The sequence below is a fragment of the Gracilibacillus ureilyticus genome, from assembly GCF_900111195.1.
GTDB classification, from domain to species: Bacteria; Bacillota; Bacilli; order Bacillales; family Amphibacillaceae; genus Gracilibacillus; species Gracilibacillus ureilyticus.
On the sequence record NZ_FOGL01000025.1, the window covers coordinates 26,694 to 46,210 of the forward strand.

Here is a 19,517-nt window from a genome sequence, read left to right on the forward strand (position 1 = left end):
TGGATACACTTTCCCCCATAGATTAACCTAAAACACCCTTTTTACTCATGCCTGATCGTATCAGTAACACGTCTAAGATGATTGGATTAAACGTTGTAAATGAATCGTTAAATATAATACTTCAGATTCGTCTACATGTATATGCAGTTGTTGTTGCATAACTTTTATCAACTTCCAGGCTAGATTATAGCACAATGGATATGTTGATTTCAAGACATTGGCTAAATTTGTTTGTTCTCCTAGAGATTCACCCTGGTATACCCTTTCAATCGCACGATGGAGATGCTGAATTAATCGGTGATAATTTACATTATGACGGTCCAGCTTTATTTTTAAGTTTTCTTCAATAATTTGAACGAGTTTCGAAATAAGCTGATGATGTTTGTTCATGTCACGGATCGATTTATCTGTAACAGCACTATGAATGTGTAATGCGATAAAGCCCATTTCCCCTGCCGGGAATTGAACGCCGACTTTTTCCTTCAGGATCGCAACAACTTCTTGCGCGACCTGATATTCTTTTGGATAAAGTGATTCTATTTCAAATAAAAACGGATTATTGAACTGTACCTGCTGGTGTGCCCGGTTAATCGCAAAGGAGAGGTGATCTGTTAATGCCACATGGATATGTTCATTAAGCTTTTCTCCCATTCTTTGTTCAATAAGGACGATGATGTCGTTCAATATTTCCATTAAATCCTGGTCTACATGTGAAATCAGCTGTTTATACTGTTCCTGTTCTTTCTCATCTTTTAACAGGAATGTTTTTTCCACTTGATTTTCCGGTACAATGTCACCGTTTTTTTTCCCAAATCCAATCCCCTTGCCAATTAGAATGACTTCTTTGTATGTTGGATGGGAGGCAATCAATACATTATTATTTAACGCTTTCTTTACGACCGTTTTCTCCTCCATCTGTACCACCTCGCATATCTCTATCTATCTTACTAGAATAAACAGCAATAATCCATAGAAATATGAATAATAATTTTTCTTTAATAATTATTATTATTCATTATTGAATGGCAGAGCATCCATTATCTAATTAAGAATTTTACCAACAGGAAAAACCGGACTACTTCGAATTATTAAAAATTCGGCCATAGTCCGGTGATTATTTTCCTGCAAGCCTTTTAAAACAACTATTATTCCATTTGTTTCGCAAGGAAGTGTGCGGCAGTATGTGCTGCCTTTTCTTCTACTTCCCCGAACTCCTGCTGTTCCCTTGTGAAAATAACCATACATCCGATCGGGTCTCCGTTTGCAACAATTGGATAGATTAAATATGACTGCAGCTCTTCTTCTTTTCCGTCCACTATTTCAACAGTTTGAGCATTCTTTTCTACCGTGAGCTGTCTGCTGTCCATTACCTGATCCAGCTGTTTTGAAATCTGCTTACCGAGATATTCCTTTTTCGTCTCACCTGCTACTGCAATAAACTCATCTCTATCACTAATTAATACCGATAATCCTAGTGATTCATACAGTGCCTCCGCATATTCTGTCGCGAAATCACCAAGCTCACTAATTGGAGAATATTTTTTCAAAATAACTTCCCCATCACGATCAACAAATATTTCTAATGGATCCCCTTCACGTATTCTTAAGGTGCGTCGAATCTCTTTCGGGATAACTACCCTTCCTAAATCATCAATACGGCGTACAATACCTGTTGCTTTCATAGTAAATCATGACCTCACTTTCAAATAATTAACTATGTATTTAGTTAAGAACACATAGTGAAATAATTACATTGTAAGGATAGTATGATTTAGTTAACTTAAAAGTATACAATTTTTCCAATATATTTTTTCTCTCATTTTACACTAATTTACATTTACACTACTGGCTCTCTGTCCATCTCATGCAATGTCTGGATAAATGATTCTAATATGGTATAACGTTTTACAGCTGTATTTTTATCAAACCGGAAAACAACTTTTAACTTCCTGTCCTCCGTACCCAGCTGGATCAACCGTCCATGCTTGTTAGCAAATTCAAATAACTTCGCCCCATCTAATTCCTGGCTTCTTTTTTCTTCAACTATCAGTTCCAGCTGATTTTTCTTTTCGGAAATGGATTCGACCCGTTCTTTCTTTGCCATCATTTTTAATGTTGTTACATGGAAGAGGTTTTCTACCTGCTCCGGATAGTCGCCAAAACGATCAATCAGTTCATCTCTAAGGTCGTGGATATCTTCCTGTGAGAGAATCGCCTGGAATCGCTTGTACATGTCAATTTTTTGCTTCTCATCTTTAATATACTCATCAGGTATATAGGCATCCACTTTTAGATCTAGTTCTACTTCGAATGGCTGTACCTCCTCGATTGTTTTCCCCTGCTGTTTTGCCTGTACAGCCTCTTTCAGCATTTGTGAATACATATCAAAACCAACTGAATCAATAAAGCCATGTTGCTGGGATCCGAGAATATTACCTGCACCACGGATCGATAAATCACGCATAGCTATTTTGAAGCCGGAACCCAGTTCAGTAAATTCTTTAATTGCCTGCAGTCTTTTTTCAGATACCTCTGTTAAAATTTTATCTTTCTGGTAGGTGAAATAGGCATATGCTACCCTGTTGGACCTGCCGACACGCCCTCTAAGCTGATAAAGTTGGCTTAAACCCATCCTGTCTGCATCATATACGATTAATGTATTTACATTCGGGATGTCTACACCAGTTTCGATAATGGTAGTACTTACCAGAACATCTGCTTCACCTTCTAAAAAGGAGAACATGACATTTTCCAGCTCTGTTTCATTCATTTGTCCGTGGGCAAAAGTTACCCTGGCATCTTCTACCAGTGCCTGAATTTCCTGTGCCATTCTTTCAATTGACTCCACACGGTTATATAAGAAAAAGACCTGTCCGCCTCGTGCTAATTCACGCTCAATTGCTTCTCTGACTAATGGACCATTGAATTCCATCACATATGTCTGGATCGGAAAACGGTTTTCCGGTGGAGTTTCGATAACGGAAAGATCCCTTACACCTAACATGGACATATGTAATGTTCGCGGAATAGGGGTCGCTGTTAATGTTAAAACATCCACATTTGTTTTCAATTGCTTAATTTTCTCTTTATGCTTCACACCAAAGCGCTGTTCCTCATCCACAATCAGCAGACCTAAATCTTTATAGACTACATCTTTGGATAAGAGGCGGTGTGTACCAATCACAATGTCTACCATTCCGTTTTTCAGACCTTTTAATGTCTCTGATTGCTGTTTCCTCGTACGGAAGCGGCTTAACAGGCCAACATTAATCGGAAAATCCTGAAAGCGTTCCATGACCGTTTCATAATGCTGTTGGGCTAAAATAGTAGTCGGAACGAGTATAGCTACTTGCTTTCCATCAGCAATTGCCTTAAAGGCGGCCCTGATGGCTACTTCTGTCTTCCCGTAACCTACATCGCCGCATAGCAGGCGATCCATTGGGCGTTCCTTCTCCATATCTTCTTTAATCTCATTAATACAGCGGATTTGATCCTCTGTCTCCTGGTAGGGAAATGCTGCTTCAAAATCACGCTGCATTTCCGTATCCTCACTAAACGCGAAACCTTTTGCTGCTTCCCTTTCGGCATATAGCTTTATCAAATCATCGGCAATATCCTCTACTTTTGACTGGACTTTACTTTTGACTTTTTTCCAGTCGTTTCCTCCAAGGCGATATAGCTTAGGTTCTTTACCTTCTGAACCGACATACTTTTGTACAAGGTCAATCTGATCGATTGGAACGTAAAGCTTATCATCACCCGAATATTTCAGAAGCATAAAGTCTTTATGGAGACCAGCTACCTCTAACGTTTCAATCCCGATATACCGTCCAATACCGTGGTTTGTATGAACAACATAGTCACCGACCTGCAATTCCTGATAACTTTTAATCCGCTCTGCGTTCGATATTTTTTGTTTTCTTTTCGTACGCATTGTTTTCTGTTTAAACAGTTCGTTCTCTGTTACGACAGCAATCTTATGTAAAGGAATCTCAAAACCGCTTTGAATACTGCCAACTGTTACAATTGGCTGATCAACAGGTAATGACGGGATATCCTCACTAATTGCCGCATTTATTTGATAATCTTCTAAAACGGAATGAACCTTTTCTACCCTTTGGTCATTTGGGGCTAATACAATGACAGAATAGCCCGATTTCTTCCATCTTTCCATTTCATTTTGAAACAAGTTCATCTGGCCATGGAATTGCTGCATGCTTCGTGTGGACATATTTACAATATTAGATGGATTTGTATTAGGTATGTGACGCAGGAATACCGATAAGTATAATCGGGGCTGATTCATGTTAGCCCACGTGTCATGCCAGTCAAAGGATAACCTTAAGTCGCTTAATGCCTGGTTGCGGCTGAGGTTGTCCTTTAGCCACTCCCCTTCCTCTTCATCTAGGTGCATGGCAGTTTCTTGAATTCTACTCATCTCATCTAAAATAATTAAACCATCATCAGGAAGATAGTTTAATAAACTAGTCGGTTGATCATAGAAATACGAAATATATTTCTTCATATCCTGAAAGCGCTCGCATTGGTTTAGACGGTCGATGTCTCCCTGAACAGCCTCTGACAACGCTTGTTTATCTTGGCTGCTTTTCGTTTTTTTCAATGTTTCCTGTAAAGCTTTCTCCATTCTTTGGGCCGCTGTAATTAAGTCATGGTCTGTTGTAAGAAGTTCTGTCGCCGGGCCAATCCGGGCCTCATCAAGTTTTTCCAGTGACCTTTGGGATTCTGCATCAAAGTATCTGATCGAATCTATTTCATCATCAAACAATTCAACACGCAGCGGGTTATCTGCCGTAAGGGGATAGATATCAAGTATTCCGCCACGTATACTGAATTCTCCCGGACTGCTTGTCATTTCCTGTCTCTCATAGCCCATATCAATTAACAGACGAATTGTTTCTTCAATATCGAGTATTTTTTCTAACTCAAATTTCAATTGGTACTTTTTCCAATAATCAACCGGCGGTAAAAGCCGCTTTAATCCCGCAACAGGAGCAATCATAATTCCATTGTCACCTTTAAGCCATGATGTTAAGGATTCAATCCGCTGGGCTAGTAATTCCGGACTCGCTATCGCCAGTTCTGATGCGAGCAGCTCATTAACAGGGTATAGATAAATGTCACTTCCCTCTGAGAACTCCAGTAAATCTTCGTATAATTGTTGTGCTTGTGTCAGTTGGTGTGTAACTATTAAAACTTTCTTACTGATTGCTTCATGAATTAATGCACTGAACAAGCTTCTTGCTGAACCTGATAACCCTGCAATCACTTGCTCTTTTAATCCGGTGTTCACACCTTCTATTATGGAATATATATCTTCCTTCTTCCTTAAAAATTGCTTTATTTCCTGCATAATGCTCCCCCTAATGCTTCCTCATAAATAATAGATAGTTGATATTAGCAGCTATCCCGATGATAGTGAAACTGCAAAAATGCCTTGGTTTTGAACCAAAGCTTTTAAAACAGTGTACATTATTCTGTTGTAAAATATGCAGTCACAACTATTCCTTTTTGTTCTATTATTGAATAAAATAATCAAGTTCATGATATGCGGGATTGCTTTCCAATGTGTCCTGGCAGTTCTCACAGATTGAGTTTATTTCTAAATGTTCTGTTGGCCTGTGGTTCATTAATCGTGACTTTTCCTCAGTCGTTAAATGTTCCCAGCCAATTTTATTAAGATCGAGCATTTGCGAATTTAATCTGCCAACTTCACAGCCGCAATGCTTGCATTTATAAACTAATGCCATTGTATGCACGCCCTTTTTTAAAGATAATCACTTAAGTTAGTTTTATTTTTTCCAACTTGGTATGATTTATACAAGGACGAATTCTATTTATTTATTATATTCATTCATTACTTTTTGAAAAGGCTCTTTCATCCATGCTTCCAATGCATTCGCAGCATGCTCAATGGACTCATCTAGAACCGCTTTGTCATCTGGCAGGAACTTCCCCAGTACATAATCAATCACAGGGATAGGCTGAACAGGTCTTCCTATTCCAAAACGAATCCGGTTAAACCCTTTTGTGCCTAAATGGTCAATAATCGACCGGACACCGTTGTGACCGCCATGTCCACCTGTCTGTCTTAATCTCACTTTACCTAAGGGTAAGTCCAGATCATCATAAATAACTGCAATATCCTCTGGAGTTAATTGATAAAAATCCATCAATGGACGCAGACATTCTCCAGACAAATTCATGTATGTTTGGGGTTCCAGCAGGATTACCTTTTCATTTTCCAAAGTCTCCATTGTATAAAGGCCATTGAATTTATTTTTATCAAGCTTCCAGTTATGCCGATTCAGTAAATAATCAACAACCATAAAGCCTGCATTGTGTCTTGTTTCCTCATATTTCTTTCCTGGATTACCTAAACCTACGATACACTTCATTTTTTAACTTCCTTTAAATATTATTCTGCTTATCATTTTACCATAACTGAGCAGATACCTTAAGAAAAACCGAGCCGGGAAAGCTCGGTTTTATTATAATTATTCTTCTGAATCGTTCGTTTCTTCTGTTGCTTCCGGCTCTTCCGTCAGCTCATTCACATCTTCTTCCGGCTGCTTGTCAGGAACAAGAATAGATACGACCGTTGTATTTTCATCTTCTAAAATCTCATAATTCTTTCCGTCTCTTAAATCTGATATTAAAATACTGTCACCAATTTCTAAATCAGAAACATTGATTGTAATATTTTCTGGTATCTCATTCGGCTTCGCTCTTAAGGAAAGTTCATACAGCGGCTGTTGTAAAACCCCGCCTGCTTTCGTTCCTGCTGCTTCACCTTCTAAAACGACCGGTACCTGAACGTCAATTTCCGCTGACATGTTTACTACATAAAAGTCAGCATGTACTAATTCACCTTTCAGCGGGTCCTGCTGATATTCGTGAAGCATTACATCAAAGCTGTCATTGCCTACTTTCAGTGAAATGATAGCATTTCTTCCTTCATCCCGGACAGTTTTCAGCAATTCCCCACTATCTACTGCAACCGGTTTCGGGTCCACATTATATCCATAGATAATTGCCGGCACTCGACCTGCAACCCTTACTTCTCTAGTGTACGAACTTTTCAGATTATCTCTATTTTCTGCTTGTAATTCTACTGCCATATTGATCACCCTCCAAGTAAATTTTACACGGTAGTATAATAATTCCCTTAAGTGAGTGAACATAAACGTATATTTCTACATAATGGCAATATTTTAACATTTTAATCAAGAGATATTACATTGGCAATCTGAAAGATAATTAATCAAACAGGATACTTACTGATTGTCTCTCATGAACACGGATAATCGCTTCACTTATTAATGGCGCAACAGATAACTGGGTAATTTTATCAATCAATTTTTCTTCTTTTAACGGAATACTGTTCGTAACAACTAATTCCTCTATCTTTGAATTCTGAATACGTTCAATTGCCGGACCTGAAAGTACCGGATGAGTACAACAAGCATAAACAGCTTTTGCTCCACTATCGATCAGAGCATTTGCTCCAAGGGTAATTGTCCCCGCTGTATCAATAATGTCATCAATCAAAATAGCAGTTTTCCCTTCAATGTTACCGACAATGTTCATTACTTCTGCCACATTAGGGCGTGGTCTTCTTTTATCAATAATCGCGATTGGCGCTTTTAAACGATCCGCAAGATTACGTGCTCTTGTCACCCCGCCATGGTCTGGTGAAACAACAACAATATCATCTAAACCTTTTTTGCTCCAGTAGCTTGAAAGAATCGGAACACCAACCAGCTGATCCACAGGAATATTGAAGAAACCTTGAATTTGCGGTGCATGCAGGTCCAGCGTAATTGCTCTCGATGCGCCTGCAGTCTGGAGTAAATCTGCTACAAGTTTTGCAGTAATCGGTTCTCTCGCTCTCGCCTTTCTGTCCTGTCGAGCATAACCATAATAAGGCATGACAATATTAATCGATTTGGCTGAAGCTCGCTTTAAAGCATCGATCATTATTAACAGTTCCATAATGTGCTGATTAACTGGTTCACACGTAGATTGAACTACATATACGTCACAACCGCGAATACTTTCTTCAATGTTAATTTGAATTTCACCGTCACTAAACTTAGTAACAGAACTTTTTCCTAATTCCACCCCGATATTTGCTGCAATTTCTTCCGCAAGCCTTGGATTCGAATTTAGTGTAAATACCTTTAATGATGAATCCTTATATTCAGACATGTCGATACCCTCCATCACTTATTTGTTCCAAATTGGATTGTTATTTATACTTTTTGGCGTACCCTTCTTTATTAACTTGCTTTGATCTGCCAATAGACAACGCTTCTCCTGGCACATCTTCAGATATAGTAGATCCAGCTGCAATAAGCGCACCCTTTCCAATCGTGACAGGGGCAATTAAATTAGCATTACATCCAATAAAAGCACCATCTTCTATTTTAGTTAAAAATTTATTTTTGCCATCATAATTTACTGTGATCGTACCACAGCCAACGTTCACATCACTGCCGACATCGGCATCCCCAATATAGCTTAGATGGGATACTTTACTTCTGTCGTCAATTTTTGATTTTTTCACTTCTACAAAGTTTCCGATCTTTACATCATTACCAATATTGGCATCTGGTCTAATATGAGCAAAAGGACCAATTTGTACCCGCTGTCCAATATAGCTGGAGGTTGCTACACTATGTTTTACCTTCGTATGTGCACCGATATGACAATCAGTTATTTCTGAATTAGGGCCAATCTGGGCATCCTCTTCGATCGTTGTCTCACCATTAATGACACAACCGGGATAAATGACAACATCTGATCCTATCTCCACTCCTGGAGCAATATAGGTATTATCAGGGTCAACCATTGTGACACCATTTCGCATATGATATTCATTAATTCTTTGTTTCATAAGAGTCTCTGCCTGTGATAATGCAACCCTGTCGTTCACACCTATTGTTTCATGGAAGTTTTCTGTTTGAAATGCTGCAACTTTCTCCTGCTGCTGTTGAGCAATTTCAATTACGTCAGGCAAGTAATATTCTCCTTGTGCATTATCATTGGAAACCTGTTTTAAAGCTTTAAATAATAATTCATTATCAAAACAATATGTACCTGTATTTATCTCTTTTATTAATTTTTCTTCATCTGAGGCATCTTTCTGTTCAACTATCTTTTCAACCTGATTGTCGCTGTTTCTCACAATTCTTCCATATCCCGACGGATCTTCTGCGTGCGCTGTAAGGATGGTTACTTTAGCATTTTCTTTTTCGTGATACTTTATAACAGACTCCAGTGTTTCTGCAGTTAATAATGGCGTGTCTCCACATACCACTAATGTCGTGCCTTTTTGCCCTGCCAGATATTTTTCAGCTTGCAAAACAGCATGTCCCGTTCCCAGCTGTTCTTCCTGAATTACATAATGAGAGTCTTCCCCTAACTGTTCCTGTACTTTCTCCGCACCAAAGCCCACAACTGTCGTAATACTCGATAATTGAAGAGCTTTCAATTGATCAACAACATGCTGTACCATTGGTTTTCCTAGTATAGGGTGCAATACTTTATATAGTTTCGATTTCATCCTCGTACCTTTACCAGCTGCTAATACAACCGCAAAACGTTTTGACAATATGTTCCCTCCGTTCTAATATCCGCTTACTATCTATTTTTAACCTGTATAACATTTGTACAGTAGAATCCCAATTATGAATATATATGAAAACTGACCATTTTTCAATGAATGTTAACCAGGAAAGCTAAAAATCATGGATTGGCGGAAACATACAAAAGGGTCTAATCAAGAATGATCAGACCCTTTAATAAACAATCTTATGAAGCTCCTGCTTCTTCAAATTCCACTTCTTCTTCTTCACCAACACGATGGTATTCTTCTAAAACCGCATCCTGAATTTTTGATCGAGTACCAGAATTAATGGGATGTGCAATATCTCTAAATTCTCCATCAGGAGTACGCTTAGAAGGCATTGCTACAAACATTCCGTTGTTTCCATCGATCACACGAATATCGTGGACAACAAATTCGTGATCTAATGTAATAGATGCGATTGCTCGCATTCTTCCATCGGTATTCACGCGGCGTAATCTTACGTCAGTTACTTCCATTATGTTTCACCACCTTTTCCCTTTTTAAGAACTTAATACAATAATTCAACATCTTTTCTTAAATTCCTGCTAAAGTAGGAAAAGTTTTTATTATTTTTTTAAATTTATTTTAGAAAGGTGGTTAAACAACGCCAATTACCTTCGATTAATGGAAGTAGTTCCCTTTTATTACTTCGATTTGCTTATTATTATCATCGACATTCTTTATTTGAACAAGAGAGGTATACTCATCGACCACTCGCTCTTCTTCATCATCTTCCGCTTCTGCTAAAACACCGATCGCCTTCACATTCGCATTAAATTCTTCCAGCAAGCTCTTCATACCATTGATTGTCCCGCCTGCTTTCATGAAGTCATCAATAATACATACATTTTCATTAGGTTTAAGACTTCTTTTTGACAATACCATTGTCTGAATCTTCTTTGAGGAGCCTGATACATAATTGATACTTACCGTTGACCCTTCAGTTACTTTAGGATCACGCCTGACAATAATAACAGGGACGTTCAGGAAGGAAGCAACTGCGTATGCCAGCGGGATACCCTTTGTCGCAACCGTTACAATTGAGTCAATACTCAATTCCGCAAACCGTGAGGCGAATAAACGGCCGATATTACGGACTGTATCCGGATTACCTAATATATCACTCATAAAGAGATAACCACCTGGTAAGATACGGCCAGGGTCTTCTAACTCCTTACATAATTGGTCAATAAATTCCCGGCTTTTGTCTTCTGATACTTGCGGCACATATTTAACACCGCCTGCTGCACCTGAGACCGAGGCAAGGTATCCTATTCCATCCTCCCGGAAAATCCGGTTGATGATCGTCAAATCTTCACTGATGGAAGATTTAGCTGCACCGTAAGTATCTGAAAAAAACGGTAAGGAGATTAACTCCATTGGATGCTCTATTAAATAATTGGTCATTGCCACTAAACGATCGCTGCGTTTCATTACTACACCCCAAAATCCGAATGATTTGTCGTAAATATAACATTTTATACGGTTTTAATCAAGTGTTTGTTGTGTCCCTAACATTCTGACAATATGCACATCCTCACAGAAGCCACGCAGACTGTTATATATCCGAACTGCTCTCGATTCATGCTTGACTAGCCCGTATACAGTCGGGCCGCTGCCACTCATTAGTACGGCATCTGCCCCTGACTTCAACATCTGGCTCTTAATTTGTTTAACTTCCGGATTTTTGGGTAATGTGACAGTTTCCAAAACATTTTTCAGCTTTGCACATATCTCCTTGTAATTAGCTGTTTCGATTGCATGGATCATCCCATCAGTATCTGGATGATCAAGCTTGTCCAATTTTAATGATTGATATACAGACTGAGTAGAAACCCCTTGTGATGGTTTAGCAAGCACTACCCAACATTGGGGTGGAGGAGGGAGCTCTGTTATTTTCTCCCCCCTCCCTTTAGCAATGGCAGTCGAATTATATACACAAAACGAAACGTCTGAGCCGATTTCTGAGCCGATGACTGCCAGTTCATCTATTGTTAAATTTATATGCCATAACCGGTTCAGTCCTCTTAAAGTAGCAGCCGCATCACTGCTCCCCCCGGCGAGACCCGCTGCAACCGGAATTTGCTTATCAATTTTAATTAATACACCATGTTTAATTCCAAACCGCTCTTTTAATAATTTAGCTGCACGGTATGCTAAATTACGTTCATCATTTGGAATAAACCTGCTGTCAGATTCAACTTTAATCTGACCTGATTCCAGCAGAAAAAGTTCTATCCGATCTGCCAGGTCTACTGTTGTCATTACCATTTCCACTTCATGATACTGGTCGGGCCGCTTATATAGAACATCTAATGTTAAATTTATTTTTGCGGGGGCCTTTTCAGAAGTATACATCTTGTCACCTACTTTAGTTCACTATAGCCTGCACTATTACAAATACCTCTTTTTGTTTTGCTTATTCGATATATTTGATCAGATTATTGCCAGCTTGTATAGAAAATATACTTTATGTAAAGATACCATAAATAGTTTAAAGGGACAAAACCTTAACTAGGTTCTGTCCCCTGTCAAACTTTCTTCTGCTATTTGTACAGCCCTTTTCACCATGCTGCCGGCTTCATTAGCTGTTATTTCACCCCAGCCCTTTTCCTTTACCTTGTCGTAAAACCCTAACTCTTTAGCAAGCTCTTCTTTAAAGTGCTCAGACATTATCCCACGCCTTCTGCTCATCGAAGATACTCCCTTTCTGTCGTGTTCTTACGACAATAATATTTTCTCCCAGTTAGATAAGCTTATGCCAGGCAAATATTTGAATAGAAATCTGGGTATAACAACCGTTCTTCTGTGTAAAAATATTCACCGCAGGAAATTTTTAAACAAAACAAAAAGCAGCAAACATAGTTTACTGCTCCCCTGCAACTGCTTTTTCCAGTTCTTCCATGAAATTCAATTCTACGGTTTCTGTAAGTACGTCTGCATAGCTGTAAGATACTCGTTCAAATGAGTTTTCCTCCTGATCCAACTCTACAATAAATACAGAAGGGTATGTTTCTGCTAATGTCCCATAACGCTCTACAGTTTTCTTTCTGCCGCCGTTCGCTTTAATCTTCAGACGTTTACCAACATAGCCATCTAAACCTTGTTTGATTTCAACCAATGTTTTAGCCAATACACTCCACCTCACTAATCATATTATACTACATTCTTGTCCAACAGTCAAATAAAAATATTCTATTATATCAATATTGTTTATTTACTGTCAATAAATAAATTTAAAAAATATCTATGATTAGTATCTCACATAATTTGAAATTTATGTATGGGTTGACTATATGTTGCAGCATTCACTTAATCTGTTCCATTTGTCCGTGCATAAAAGTGATTGGCCAGCCTTGCAAATTCCTCCATTGACAAGGATTCAGCCCTTCTTGTTCCATCTATTTCCGATAATTCAAAACCTTGCTCGATCTCTTCTTTTGTAAGGATACCAGTAAAATGTCTGATTAAATTATTTCTTAATGTTTTTCTTCGCTGCTGAAAACTCGCTTGAACTAAATCAAAGAAAAAGTCCTCATCATTTAGCTCGACTGGCGGCTGTTCCCTCATCGATAAGTGCAGGACAGCTGAATCCACCCTTGGCTGAGGGTTGAAAACAGTCTTCGGAACTATCATTCCAATACTTGCATTTGTGTAATACTGAATAGCAATGGAAAGAGAGCCGTATTCTTTAGTATTTCTCACAGCTGCCATTCTTTCAGCAACTTCACGCTGAATCATCACAGTAATACTGGTGATTGGTAATTTAGCCATCAGTAACTGCATTAAAATAGGTGTTGTAATATAATACGGCAAATTCGCTACAACTTTAATTTCTCTCTCGTCAGTAAAACGCTCTGAACACAGTTGTTTAATATCCGCTTTTAATATATCTTTGTTCACAATTTGAATATTACTGTATGGAGCTAATGTATCCTCAAGAATCGGGATGAGTCGCTGGTCAATCTCAAAAGCCATCACCTGATTTGAATGAATTGCCAGCTGCTCTGTTAAAGCCCCGATACCTGGCCCAATTTCAATTGTATTCACATCTTTTGTAATATCCGCTACTTGCATCATATTTTTAAGTATATTGACATCAACTAAGAAATTCTGTCCAAGACTCTTTTTAAAGGAAAAGCCGTATTTATTCAGAATTTCCTTCGTTCGTTTCGGTGTCGCGATCGCCTTTAGCTCACTCATGCATTCTCCTCCTGTTCGATCTGTTCCATTACCTTATAGAAATCATGTTTATCTATACAAAACATTTGTAATCTTTTTAATAACTGCTTCCCGTTCACATATCCGATTCTTAAGGCAATTCCAAGCTTCTCTCGCCTTTCTTTTGCTCCACTGCCTCCAATTAAACCACATGCTAACAGATCCGCTCTGGTGATGTCGCTTTCCATATTTTCAGCTATTTCATATACACTGCCTAAAGCTTTACGGATAACTTCTGCTGATGCATGCTCTATGCCTAACCCTTTGCCGCCTTTTGCAACTGCTTCATTCTTTGTCAGAAAAGCGTGTTTGCATCCTGGTACATGCTGATCAATGATTTTACGAATCCGCTGCCCCGGATGATCAGGATCTGTAAATATGATGACACCTCTTTTTTGTTTGGCGTGTGCAATCTGCTCCAAAGTATATTTATTAATAGCTGATCCGTTTGTTTCAATCGTATCCACATCCAGAGCCTGTTTAAGCTTCGCTGTATCATCTTTACCTTCCACTACTATTATTTCTTTAATTTTCACCAAATATCCCCCATTCCGGCTCTCTAAGAACCACAGGAAAGTTCTTTCAACATTATAACATGCGCAGCTAATTCAGTATAAACGATAAAAAAGCCAAACGATTTCGAATGGCACGAAATCATTTGGCCAGTTTTTTAATTTATTTATAAATTTTTACTTGCACCGTTCTGCTTCCAAAACTCTGTGCCTGCTGCAATGTCGGCATATGAACATCAATCTTATTGCCTTTAATCGCTCCGCCTGTATCTCTTGCGACAGCATAACCATAACCCTCTACCCAAACTTTTGTACCAAGAGGGATAACACTAGGGTCTACAGCTATCACCCCATGTGGGTTTGCTTTCAGGTTATAGCCCGTTGAAGTCAGACCTCTCCCATCACATGAAGCACAATTCCAATTATACGCAGTAGCGTGCATGTATAATGTTGTCACTTCCTGTTCACCGCCACGAGAGACGATTGGTTGTGAGGACGGTGCAGCAGCGGTTGCACTGCCTGCAGTCGTAGTAACTGCCGGTGCTTCCTCTTTTGTACCGACTGCTACCACTTTCTCTTTACTTTCTTTAATAACTTCTTCATCAATAAGCGTTCTGGAGACCTCTTTGCCGTTTTCTAAAACCACTTCATAATGTTTTTCAACCATACCTTTTTCCCCATCAGTTACCACTTCTTCTTTTCCCTTTTCCAGGTCAGCATCACTTTGTTTTACTACTGCAAAATCAACCTCTTCTTCAACGATATCTGTTACTTTTTCCACTCGTGTAATATCGATAACTGTTTCTCCATCAACATTTTGAGTTTGGGCAGGCTTCACACGGTCCAATTCAGACAAATCAATTTCGTTTTGTGTAAGCAGGTTTTCTACTGTTCCGCCTACTGTCCAGATAGTTTGTTCCTTACCTGCATCGTTAATCGTTACCTGGAATGCTTTTTCTATATTTAATGTTGTTTGATCTGAGATTTGCTCTTCTAAGCTTAATGATACCTGATCATGTTCTGAGATTTCAATTCCTGATTCCTCAATGAAAGCTCCGACAGTATTTGCTGTCGTATAGTATGTTTGTTGTGTATCGCCTTCAGTTACAGTAATTTCTTTTGCAACCGTATGTTCTATTGTCATCTCAGATGTGATGGTATCTTTTAGGTTATGCGAAAGATCATCATGCTTTTGCACCTCAATGGCCAGTTCACCAAGTACATCTTCTACAGTATTGGCATGTGTGCGTACTGTAATTTCTTCCCCTTCCTGAACAACAGTGACTTCAGCTTTAGATAATTCATAAAATAAATAGCTAATAGATCCAATGATAACAAGTAATGTAAGAGCATAAACGAAGTCCTTGTTATTCAGGAGTTTCTGCAAATTAAAAAGACGTTTCATGAACTTTTCATCCCTCCTTCTTCTCGCCGTTGTATTATATAAAGTTAAATAATCCCTGTCAAACAGGTATTTAACTAAAAAAGAACAGATAAATCCCTTGGAATCAAGGGTTCCTCTGTTCTTTTTGAAGAAATATTTCAAATTCATTACATTACCGTAACAAACGTGACATCACCTTATTTTTAGCTATATTATTTGAAATAACCGCTTAGCATTTTCGGTTGTCTGCCTGCTTAATTCACTAAACTCCACGTCGCGCAATTCAGCTATTTTCTCTGCCACCAGTTTGACAAATGCCGGCTCATTTCTTTTTCCCCTGTTTGGGTGTGGTGCTAAAAATGGACAATCAGTTTCAATTAACAAGCGGTCTTCTGGAACTATTTTGGCTACTTCTTTCGGCATTGTTGCATTTTTAAATGTTACAGGCCCTCCTAGAGATATATAAAAGTTCATATCAAGGCAATCACCAACATAATCGGCTGAATCATTATAACAGTGCATAATGCCGCCTACTTTGCTGGCATTCTCTTCTCTCAGGATAGTAATAATATCTTCTGGTGCCTCACGATTATGGATAATTATTGGCAGGTTCACCTTTTTAGCTAACCGAATCTGTTTACGAAAAACTTCTTTTTGCACATCTTTTGGTGACTTGTCCCAATGATAGTCTAATCCCATCTCACCTAATGCTACAACTTTAGGGTGGGAAGCTAGCTCTTCCAGCCAATCTAATTCTTTATCTGTCATATCAACCGCATCAACAGGATGCCAGCCAACAGCTGCATAAATATGATCATAGGTTTCTGCTAATTCGATTGCTTTGGGTATTGTTTCATGATCGAAGCCTACAATTACCATATATTCGACGCCAGCTTCTCTGGCTCTAACGATCACTTCTTCTCTGTCTTCATCAAACTGACTTACATTGAGGTGTACATGTGTGTCAAATAACATCCTCTTTCTCCTTTCTTCACATTCATTCGCGTTATTAAAACAAAGCGGAAGGGTTGGGACCTATTAGGCAAGCAAGGAAAATTAAAGAGATTGACACGGAGCCGCGATATTCCCTTTTTTCCAACAAAAAATCCGAACATTTTCAGAAAATTATTATCATATTCTGAATGTTCGGATTCCCTTTCATTTAAAGCTTCTTAGTCCCAGCCTCTTCTTCATTTTTACTTTACTACCGATCCGTTTGGTAAATCTGCTTCGACGGTTGCCAGTGACAGATTACCATCACTGTCTTCACCTGACAGAATCATACCTTGTGACATTTCCCCGCGCAGCTTTACAGGTTTCAGATTCGTCACACAGATTACCTTTTTACCAACAAGTTCTTCAGGTGTATAATATTTTGCAATCCCTGAAACAACTTGTCGTTTTTCTGTACCAAGGTCTAACTGAATCTTTAATAATTTATCAGCTTTTTTGACTTTTTCCGCATGGATAACTTCCGCTACCCGTAAATCTATCTTCATAAAGTCATCGTACGTAATTTCATTTGTTTCTTCTTCTTTCTTCTCCGGTTCAGGAGCTTTCATCAGATCTTTAATTGTTTGCACTTCTTTTTCTACATCAAGACGCGGGAAGATTGGATCTTTCTTTACAACAGATGTACCTTCCTTTACAGCACCAAATGTATGAAGACTTTCCCATGTTTTATCCTGTTCGTCCGTTACACCAATTTGCTCGAAAATTTTCTCAGGCGTTTTTGTCAGGAATGGCTGTAACAATATAGCAATTCGACGCAAGCTGTCGACAAGGTGTGCCATCACATTACCAAGTCGATCCTTTTTGCTTTCGTCTTTTGCAAGCACCCATGGCTCATTTTCGTCAATATATTTGTTTGTTCGGCTTACATACTTCCAGATTTGTGTTAATGCAACCGAAAAGCCCATCTCATCTAATGCTTCTTCCACATTTTTAACCGTTTCTTTACCTAGATCCTCCAGATTCTGATCAAAAGCTGTTTCAGAGGAATGAAAGGCAGGTATTTTCCCATCAAAATATTTCTCTATCATAGCAACCGTCCGGTTAAGCAGATTACCTAAGTCATTTGCCAGATCATAATTTGTTCTGTCGACAAAACCTTCTGGTGTAAAAACACCGTCAGAACCGAATGGCACTTCTCTCAACAAATAGTACCGCAATGCATCCAGTCCGTATCTGTCCGTTAAATCGATAGGATTTACTACATTTCCTTTCGATTTGGACATTTTACCGTCTTTCATCAAAATCCAGCCATGTGCAAATACCTTTTTCGGTAATGGCAAATCTAATGCCATTAACATAATTGGCCAGTAAATGGTATGGAAACGGACAATCTCCTTACTCATTAAGTGAACATCCGCCGGCCAGTATTTCTGATAAAGGGAATCATCATCTGTGCCGTAACCTAATGCAGTAATATAATTGGATAATGCATCGATCCATACATAAATAACATGCTTCGGATCTCCAGGCACTTTAACTCCCCAGTCAAAAGTTGTCCGGGATACTGCCAGATCTTCCAGTCCCGGCTTAATAAAGTTGTTAATCATTTCATTTTTACGGCTTTCCGGCTGAATAAACTCCGGATTCTCTTCATAAAATTCAAGTAAACGATCAACATATTTACTCATCTTGAAGAAATATGACTCTTCTTTCACTTGATCTACAGGTCCCCCGCAATCAGGACAGCGGCCGTTTTCAAGCTGCCGTTCTGTAAAGAAAGATTCACAGGATGTACAATAACTTCCCTCATATTCATCAAGATAGATATCCCCTTGTTCGAGCAATTGGGCGAATATCTTTTCTACAACCTGCTTATGGCGCTCTTCTGTTGTGCGAATAAAATCGCTGTATGAGATATCAAGCTTTTCCCATAAATCTTTTATCCCGCTTACAATATTATCCACATATTCCTGTGGAGTGACTCCTGATTCATCCGCTTTTTTCTGGATTTTCTGACCATGCTCATCCGTTCCTGTTAAATAGCGAACATCGAACCCTCTCAGACGTTTATATCTTGCCATCGCATCACCTGCAACGGTACTGTAAGCATGCCCGATATGTAGATTTCCACTTGGATAATATATAGGTGTCGTAATATAAAATGTTTCCCTTTTCTCAGACATTTCCTCTACCTCCTCAAATACACAGTGTACGTATATTCACACATTTTTAATCAGTCTGTTTTTATTGTAGCGACTTTTCGGATACATTTCCATTATTATTGCATTTTTTACTTGAAAGGGGAAAAATATTAGAACTTTCTCTTGTTTTTACACCTTATTCCATATTCTTAAAAATTCTGCAAAATACCCCTCATTTTGTTTGACATTAATGGCAAGGAATGGTATTATAACGCTAGAGTTGTCGAATATTGACGAATTTGTTTTTTATTTATCGAAAAAAGGGGAGAATAAATATGAAGTCAACAGGTATTGTACGTAAGGTAGATGAGTTAGGTCGTGTGGTAATTCCGATCGAACTTCGTCGTACTCTAGGAATCAATGAAAAAGATGCATTAGAAATTTATGTCGATGATGAAAGAATTATTTTACAGAAATATAAACCAAACATGACTTGCGCTATCACTGGGGATATTTCTGATGATAACTTAACACTTGCAGACGGCAAACTAGTCCTCAGCCCTGAAGGTGCACAAGTACTTATAGATGAAATTCAAAAGAAACTGAATAAATAATTCAGCTTTAACATAACTGGTAAAATGACAAAAAAATGG

19 protein-coding genes are annotated in these 19,517 nt (G+C 38.6%); 1 reads left to right on the top strand and 18 read right to left on the bottom strand.

The annotated features are described in order from the left end of the window. Positions 1-72: 72 nt before the first annotated feature. The 18 genes from glcT to metG all read right to left on the bottom strand — a co-directional run bounded on the left by glcT (position 73) and on the right by metG (position 18,906). Entirely contained in the window at positions 73-915 is an 843-nt protein-coding gene (gene glcT / locus BMW36_RS18635) for a glucose PTS transporter transcription antiterminator GlcT (protein ID WP_089743954.1), read from the bottom strand. 230 nt (positions 916-1,145) lie between these two features. After that, a complete protein-coding gene (gene spoVT, locus BMW36_RS18640; protein WP_089743956.1) occupies positions 1,146-1,682 on the bottom strand; it encodes a stage V sporulation protein T in 537 nt (178 codons plus the stop codon). Between the two features lie 155 nt (positions 1,683-1,837). Further along, positions 1,838-5,371 carry a transcription-repair coupling factor gene (mfd, locus tag BMW36_RS18645; protein WP_089743958.1) on the bottom strand — a complete coding sequence of 1,178 codons (3,534 nt, stop codon included), beginning with the start codon at positions 5,369-5,371 and terminating at the stop codon, positions 1,838-1,840. A gap of 166 nt (positions 5,372-5,537) precedes the next feature. Next, positions 5,538-5,768 carry an anti-sigma-F factor Fin gene (fin, locus tag BMW36_RS18650; protein ID WP_089743960.1) on the bottom strand — a complete coding sequence of 77 codons (231 nt, stop codon included), beginning with the start codon at positions 5,766-5,768 and terminating at the stop codon, positions 5,538-5,540. 87 nt (positions 5,769-5,855) lie between these two features. Next, a complete protein-coding gene (gene pth, locus BMW36_RS18655; protein ID WP_089743962.1) occupies positions 5,856-6,416 on the bottom strand; it encodes an aminoacyl-tRNA hydrolase in 561 nt (186 codons plus the stop codon). Between the two features lie 99 nt (positions 6,417-6,515). Beyond that, positions 6,516-7,139, bottom strand: a complete 624-nt coding sequence (locus BMW36_RS18660) for a 50S ribosomal protein L25/general stress protein Ctc (RefSeq protein ID WP_089743965.1) — start codon at positions 7,137-7,139, stop codon at positions 6,516-6,518. Positions 7,140-7,278: 139 nt separating this feature from the next. Beyond that, on the bottom strand, positions 7,279-8,229 hold the full coding sequence (locus BMW36_RS18665; RefSeq protein ID WP_089743967.1) for a ribose-phosphate diphosphokinase: 951 nt from the start codon (positions 8,227-8,229) through the stop codon (positions 7,279-7,281). Positions 8,230-8,269: 40 nt separating this feature from the next. Continuing rightward, the gene (gene glmU / locus BMW36_RS18670; protein ID WP_089743969.1) at positions 8,270-9,634 is read right to left on the bottom strand and encodes a bifunctional UDP-N-acetylglucosamine diphosphorylase/glucosamine-1-phosphate N-acetyltransferase GlmU; all 1,365 of its coding nucleotides are present in this window, start codon (positions 9,632-9,634) and stop codon (positions 8,270-8,272) included. Between the two features lie 200 nt (positions 9,635-9,834). Continuing rightward, positions 9,835-10,128, bottom strand: a complete 294-nt coding sequence (gene spoVG / locus BMW36_RS18675) for a septation regulator SpoVG (RefSeq protein WP_089743971.1) — start codon at positions 10,126-10,128, stop codon at positions 9,835-9,837. Positions 10,129-10,273: 145 nt separating this feature from the next. After that, positions 10,274-11,086 carry a pur operon repressor gene (gene purR, locus BMW36_RS18680; protein ID WP_089743973.1) on the bottom strand — a complete coding sequence of 271 codons (813 nt, stop codon included), beginning with the start codon at positions 11,084-11,086 and terminating at the stop codon, positions 10,274-10,276. 54 nt (positions 11,087-11,140) lie between these two features. Then, entirely contained in the window at positions 11,141-12,010 is an 870-nt protein-coding gene (gene ispE, locus BMW36_RS18685; RefSeq protein ID WP_089743975.1) for a 4-(cytidine 5'-diphospho)-2-C-methyl-D-erythritol kinase, read from the bottom strand. Between the two features lie 156 nt (positions 12,011-12,166). Then, positions 12,167-12,346, bottom strand: a complete 180-nt coding sequence (locus tag BMW36_RS18690) for a small, acid-soluble spore protein, alpha/beta type (protein WP_089743977.1) — start codon at positions 12,344-12,346, stop codon at positions 12,167-12,169. Positions 12,347-12,518: 172 nt separating this feature from the next. Continuing rightward, positions 12,519-12,785, bottom strand: a complete 267-nt coding sequence (gene veg, locus BMW36_RS18695; protein ID WP_089743979.1) for a biofilm formation stimulator Veg — start codon at positions 12,783-12,785, stop codon at positions 12,519-12,521. A 179-nt stretch (positions 12,786-12,964) separates the two neighbouring features. Then, positions 12,965-13,855: a 16S rRNA (adenine(1518)-N(6)/adenine(1519)-N(6))-dimethyltransferase RsmA gene (gene rsmA / locus BMW36_RS18700; RefSeq protein ID WP_089743981.1), complete on the bottom strand. Its 891-nt coding sequence runs from the start codon at positions 13,853-13,855 to the stop codon at positions 12,965-12,967. Next, a complete protein-coding gene (gene rnmV / locus BMW36_RS18705) occupies positions 13,852-14,409 on the bottom strand; it encodes a ribonuclease M5 (protein ID WP_089743983.1) in 558 nt (185 codons plus the stop codon). The genes rsmA and rnmV overlap by 4 nt, the downstream gene beginning before the upstream one ends. Before the next feature lie 139 nt (positions 14,410-14,548). Continuing rightward, positions 14,549-15,790, bottom strand: a complete 1,242-nt coding sequence (locus tag BMW36_RS18710) for a G5 and 3D domain-containing protein (protein ID WP_089743985.1) — start codon at positions 15,788-15,790, stop codon at positions 14,549-14,551. Between the two features lie 186 nt (positions 15,791-15,976). Next, entirely contained in the window at positions 15,977-16,744 is a 768-nt protein-coding gene (locus BMW36_RS18715) for a TatD family hydrolase (RefSeq protein WP_089743987.1), read from the bottom strand. Positions 16,745-16,965: 221 nt separating this feature from the next. Further along, positions 16,966-18,906, bottom strand: a complete 1,941-nt coding sequence (metG, locus tag BMW36_RS18720; RefSeq protein ID WP_089743988.1) for a methionine--tRNA ligase — start codon at positions 18,904-18,906, stop codon at positions 16,966-16,968. Positions 18,907-19,199: 293 nt separating this feature from the next. On the opposite strand from metG, the gene BMW36_RS18725 reads away from it, so the two are divergent. Beyond that, positions 19,200-19,478, top strand: a complete 279-nt coding sequence (locus tag BMW36_RS18725) for a transition state genes transcriptional regulator AbrB (RefSeq protein WP_089743990.1) — start codon at positions 19,200-19,202, stop codon at positions 19,476-19,478. The last annotated feature ends 39 nt before the right edge of the window (positions 19,479-19,517 follow it).

What these genes read in the sequence shown, in the direction of transcription:
- mfd (WP_089743958.1), bottom strand. Translation starts at nt 5,371, where the DNA reads ATGCAGGAAATAAAGCAATTTTTAAGGAAGAAGGAAGATATATATTCC.
- rsmA (WP_089743981.1), bottom strand. Translation starts at nt 13,855, where the DNA reads ATGAGTGAGCTAAAGGCGATCGCGACACCGAAACGAACGAAGGAAATT.
- BMW36_RS18715 (WP_089743987.1), bottom strand. Translation starts at nt 16,744, where the DNA reads ATGTTATTTGACACACATGTACACCTCAATGTAAGTCAGTTTGATGAA.
- BMW36_RS18660 (WP_089743965.1), bottom strand. Translation starts at nt 7,139, where the DNA reads ATGGCAGTAGAATTACAAGCAGAAAATAGAGATAATCTGAAAAGTTCG.
- BMW36_RS18725 (WP_089743990.1), top strand. Translation starts at nt 19,200, where the DNA reads ATGAAGTCAACAGGTATTGTACGTAAGGTAGATGAGTTAGGTCGTGTG.
- spoVG (WP_089743971.1), bottom strand. Translation starts at nt 10,128, where the DNA reads ATGGAAGTAACTGACGTAAGATTACGCCGCGTGAATACCGATGGAAGA.
- BMW36_RS18690 (WP_089743977.1), bottom strand. Translation starts at nt 12,346, where the DNA reads ATGAGCAGAAGGCGTGGGATAATGTCTGAGCACTTTAAAGAAGAGCTT.
- glcT (WP_089743954.1), bottom strand. Translation starts at nt 915, where the DNA reads ATGGAGGAGAAAACGGTCGTAAAGAAAGCGTTAAATAATAATGTATTG.
- purR (WP_089743973.1), bottom strand. Translation starts at nt 11,086, where the DNA reads ATGAAACGCAGCGATCGTTTAGTGGCAATGACCAATTATTTAATAGAG.
- ispE (WP_089743975.1), bottom strand. Translation starts at nt 12,010, where the DNA reads ATGTATACTTCTGAAAAGGCCCCCGCAAAAATAAATTTAACATTAGAT.
- metG (WP_089743988.1), bottom strand. Translation starts at nt 18,906, where the DNA reads ATGTCTGAGAAAAGGGAAACATTTTATATTACGACACCTATATATTAT.
- pth (WP_089743962.1), bottom strand. Translation starts at nt 6,416, where the DNA reads ATGAAGTGTATCGTAGGTTTAGGTAATCCAGGAAAGAAATATGAGGAA.
- BMW36_RS18665 (WP_089743967.1), bottom strand. Translation starts at nt 8,229, where the DNA reads ATGTCTGAATATAAGGATTCATCATTAAAGGTATTTACACTAAATTCG.
- BMW36_RS18710 (WP_089743985.1), bottom strand. Translation starts at nt 15,790, where the DNA reads ATGAAACGTCTTTTTAATTTGCAGAAACTCCTGAATAACAAGGACTTC.
- fin (WP_089743960.1), bottom strand. Translation starts at nt 5,768, where the DNA reads ATGGCATTAGTTTATAAATGCAAGCATTGCGGCTGTGAAGTTGGCAGA.
- spoVT (WP_089743956.1), bottom strand. Translation starts at nt 1,682, where the DNA reads ATGAAAGCAACAGGTATTGTACGCCGTATTGATGATTTAGGAAGGGTA.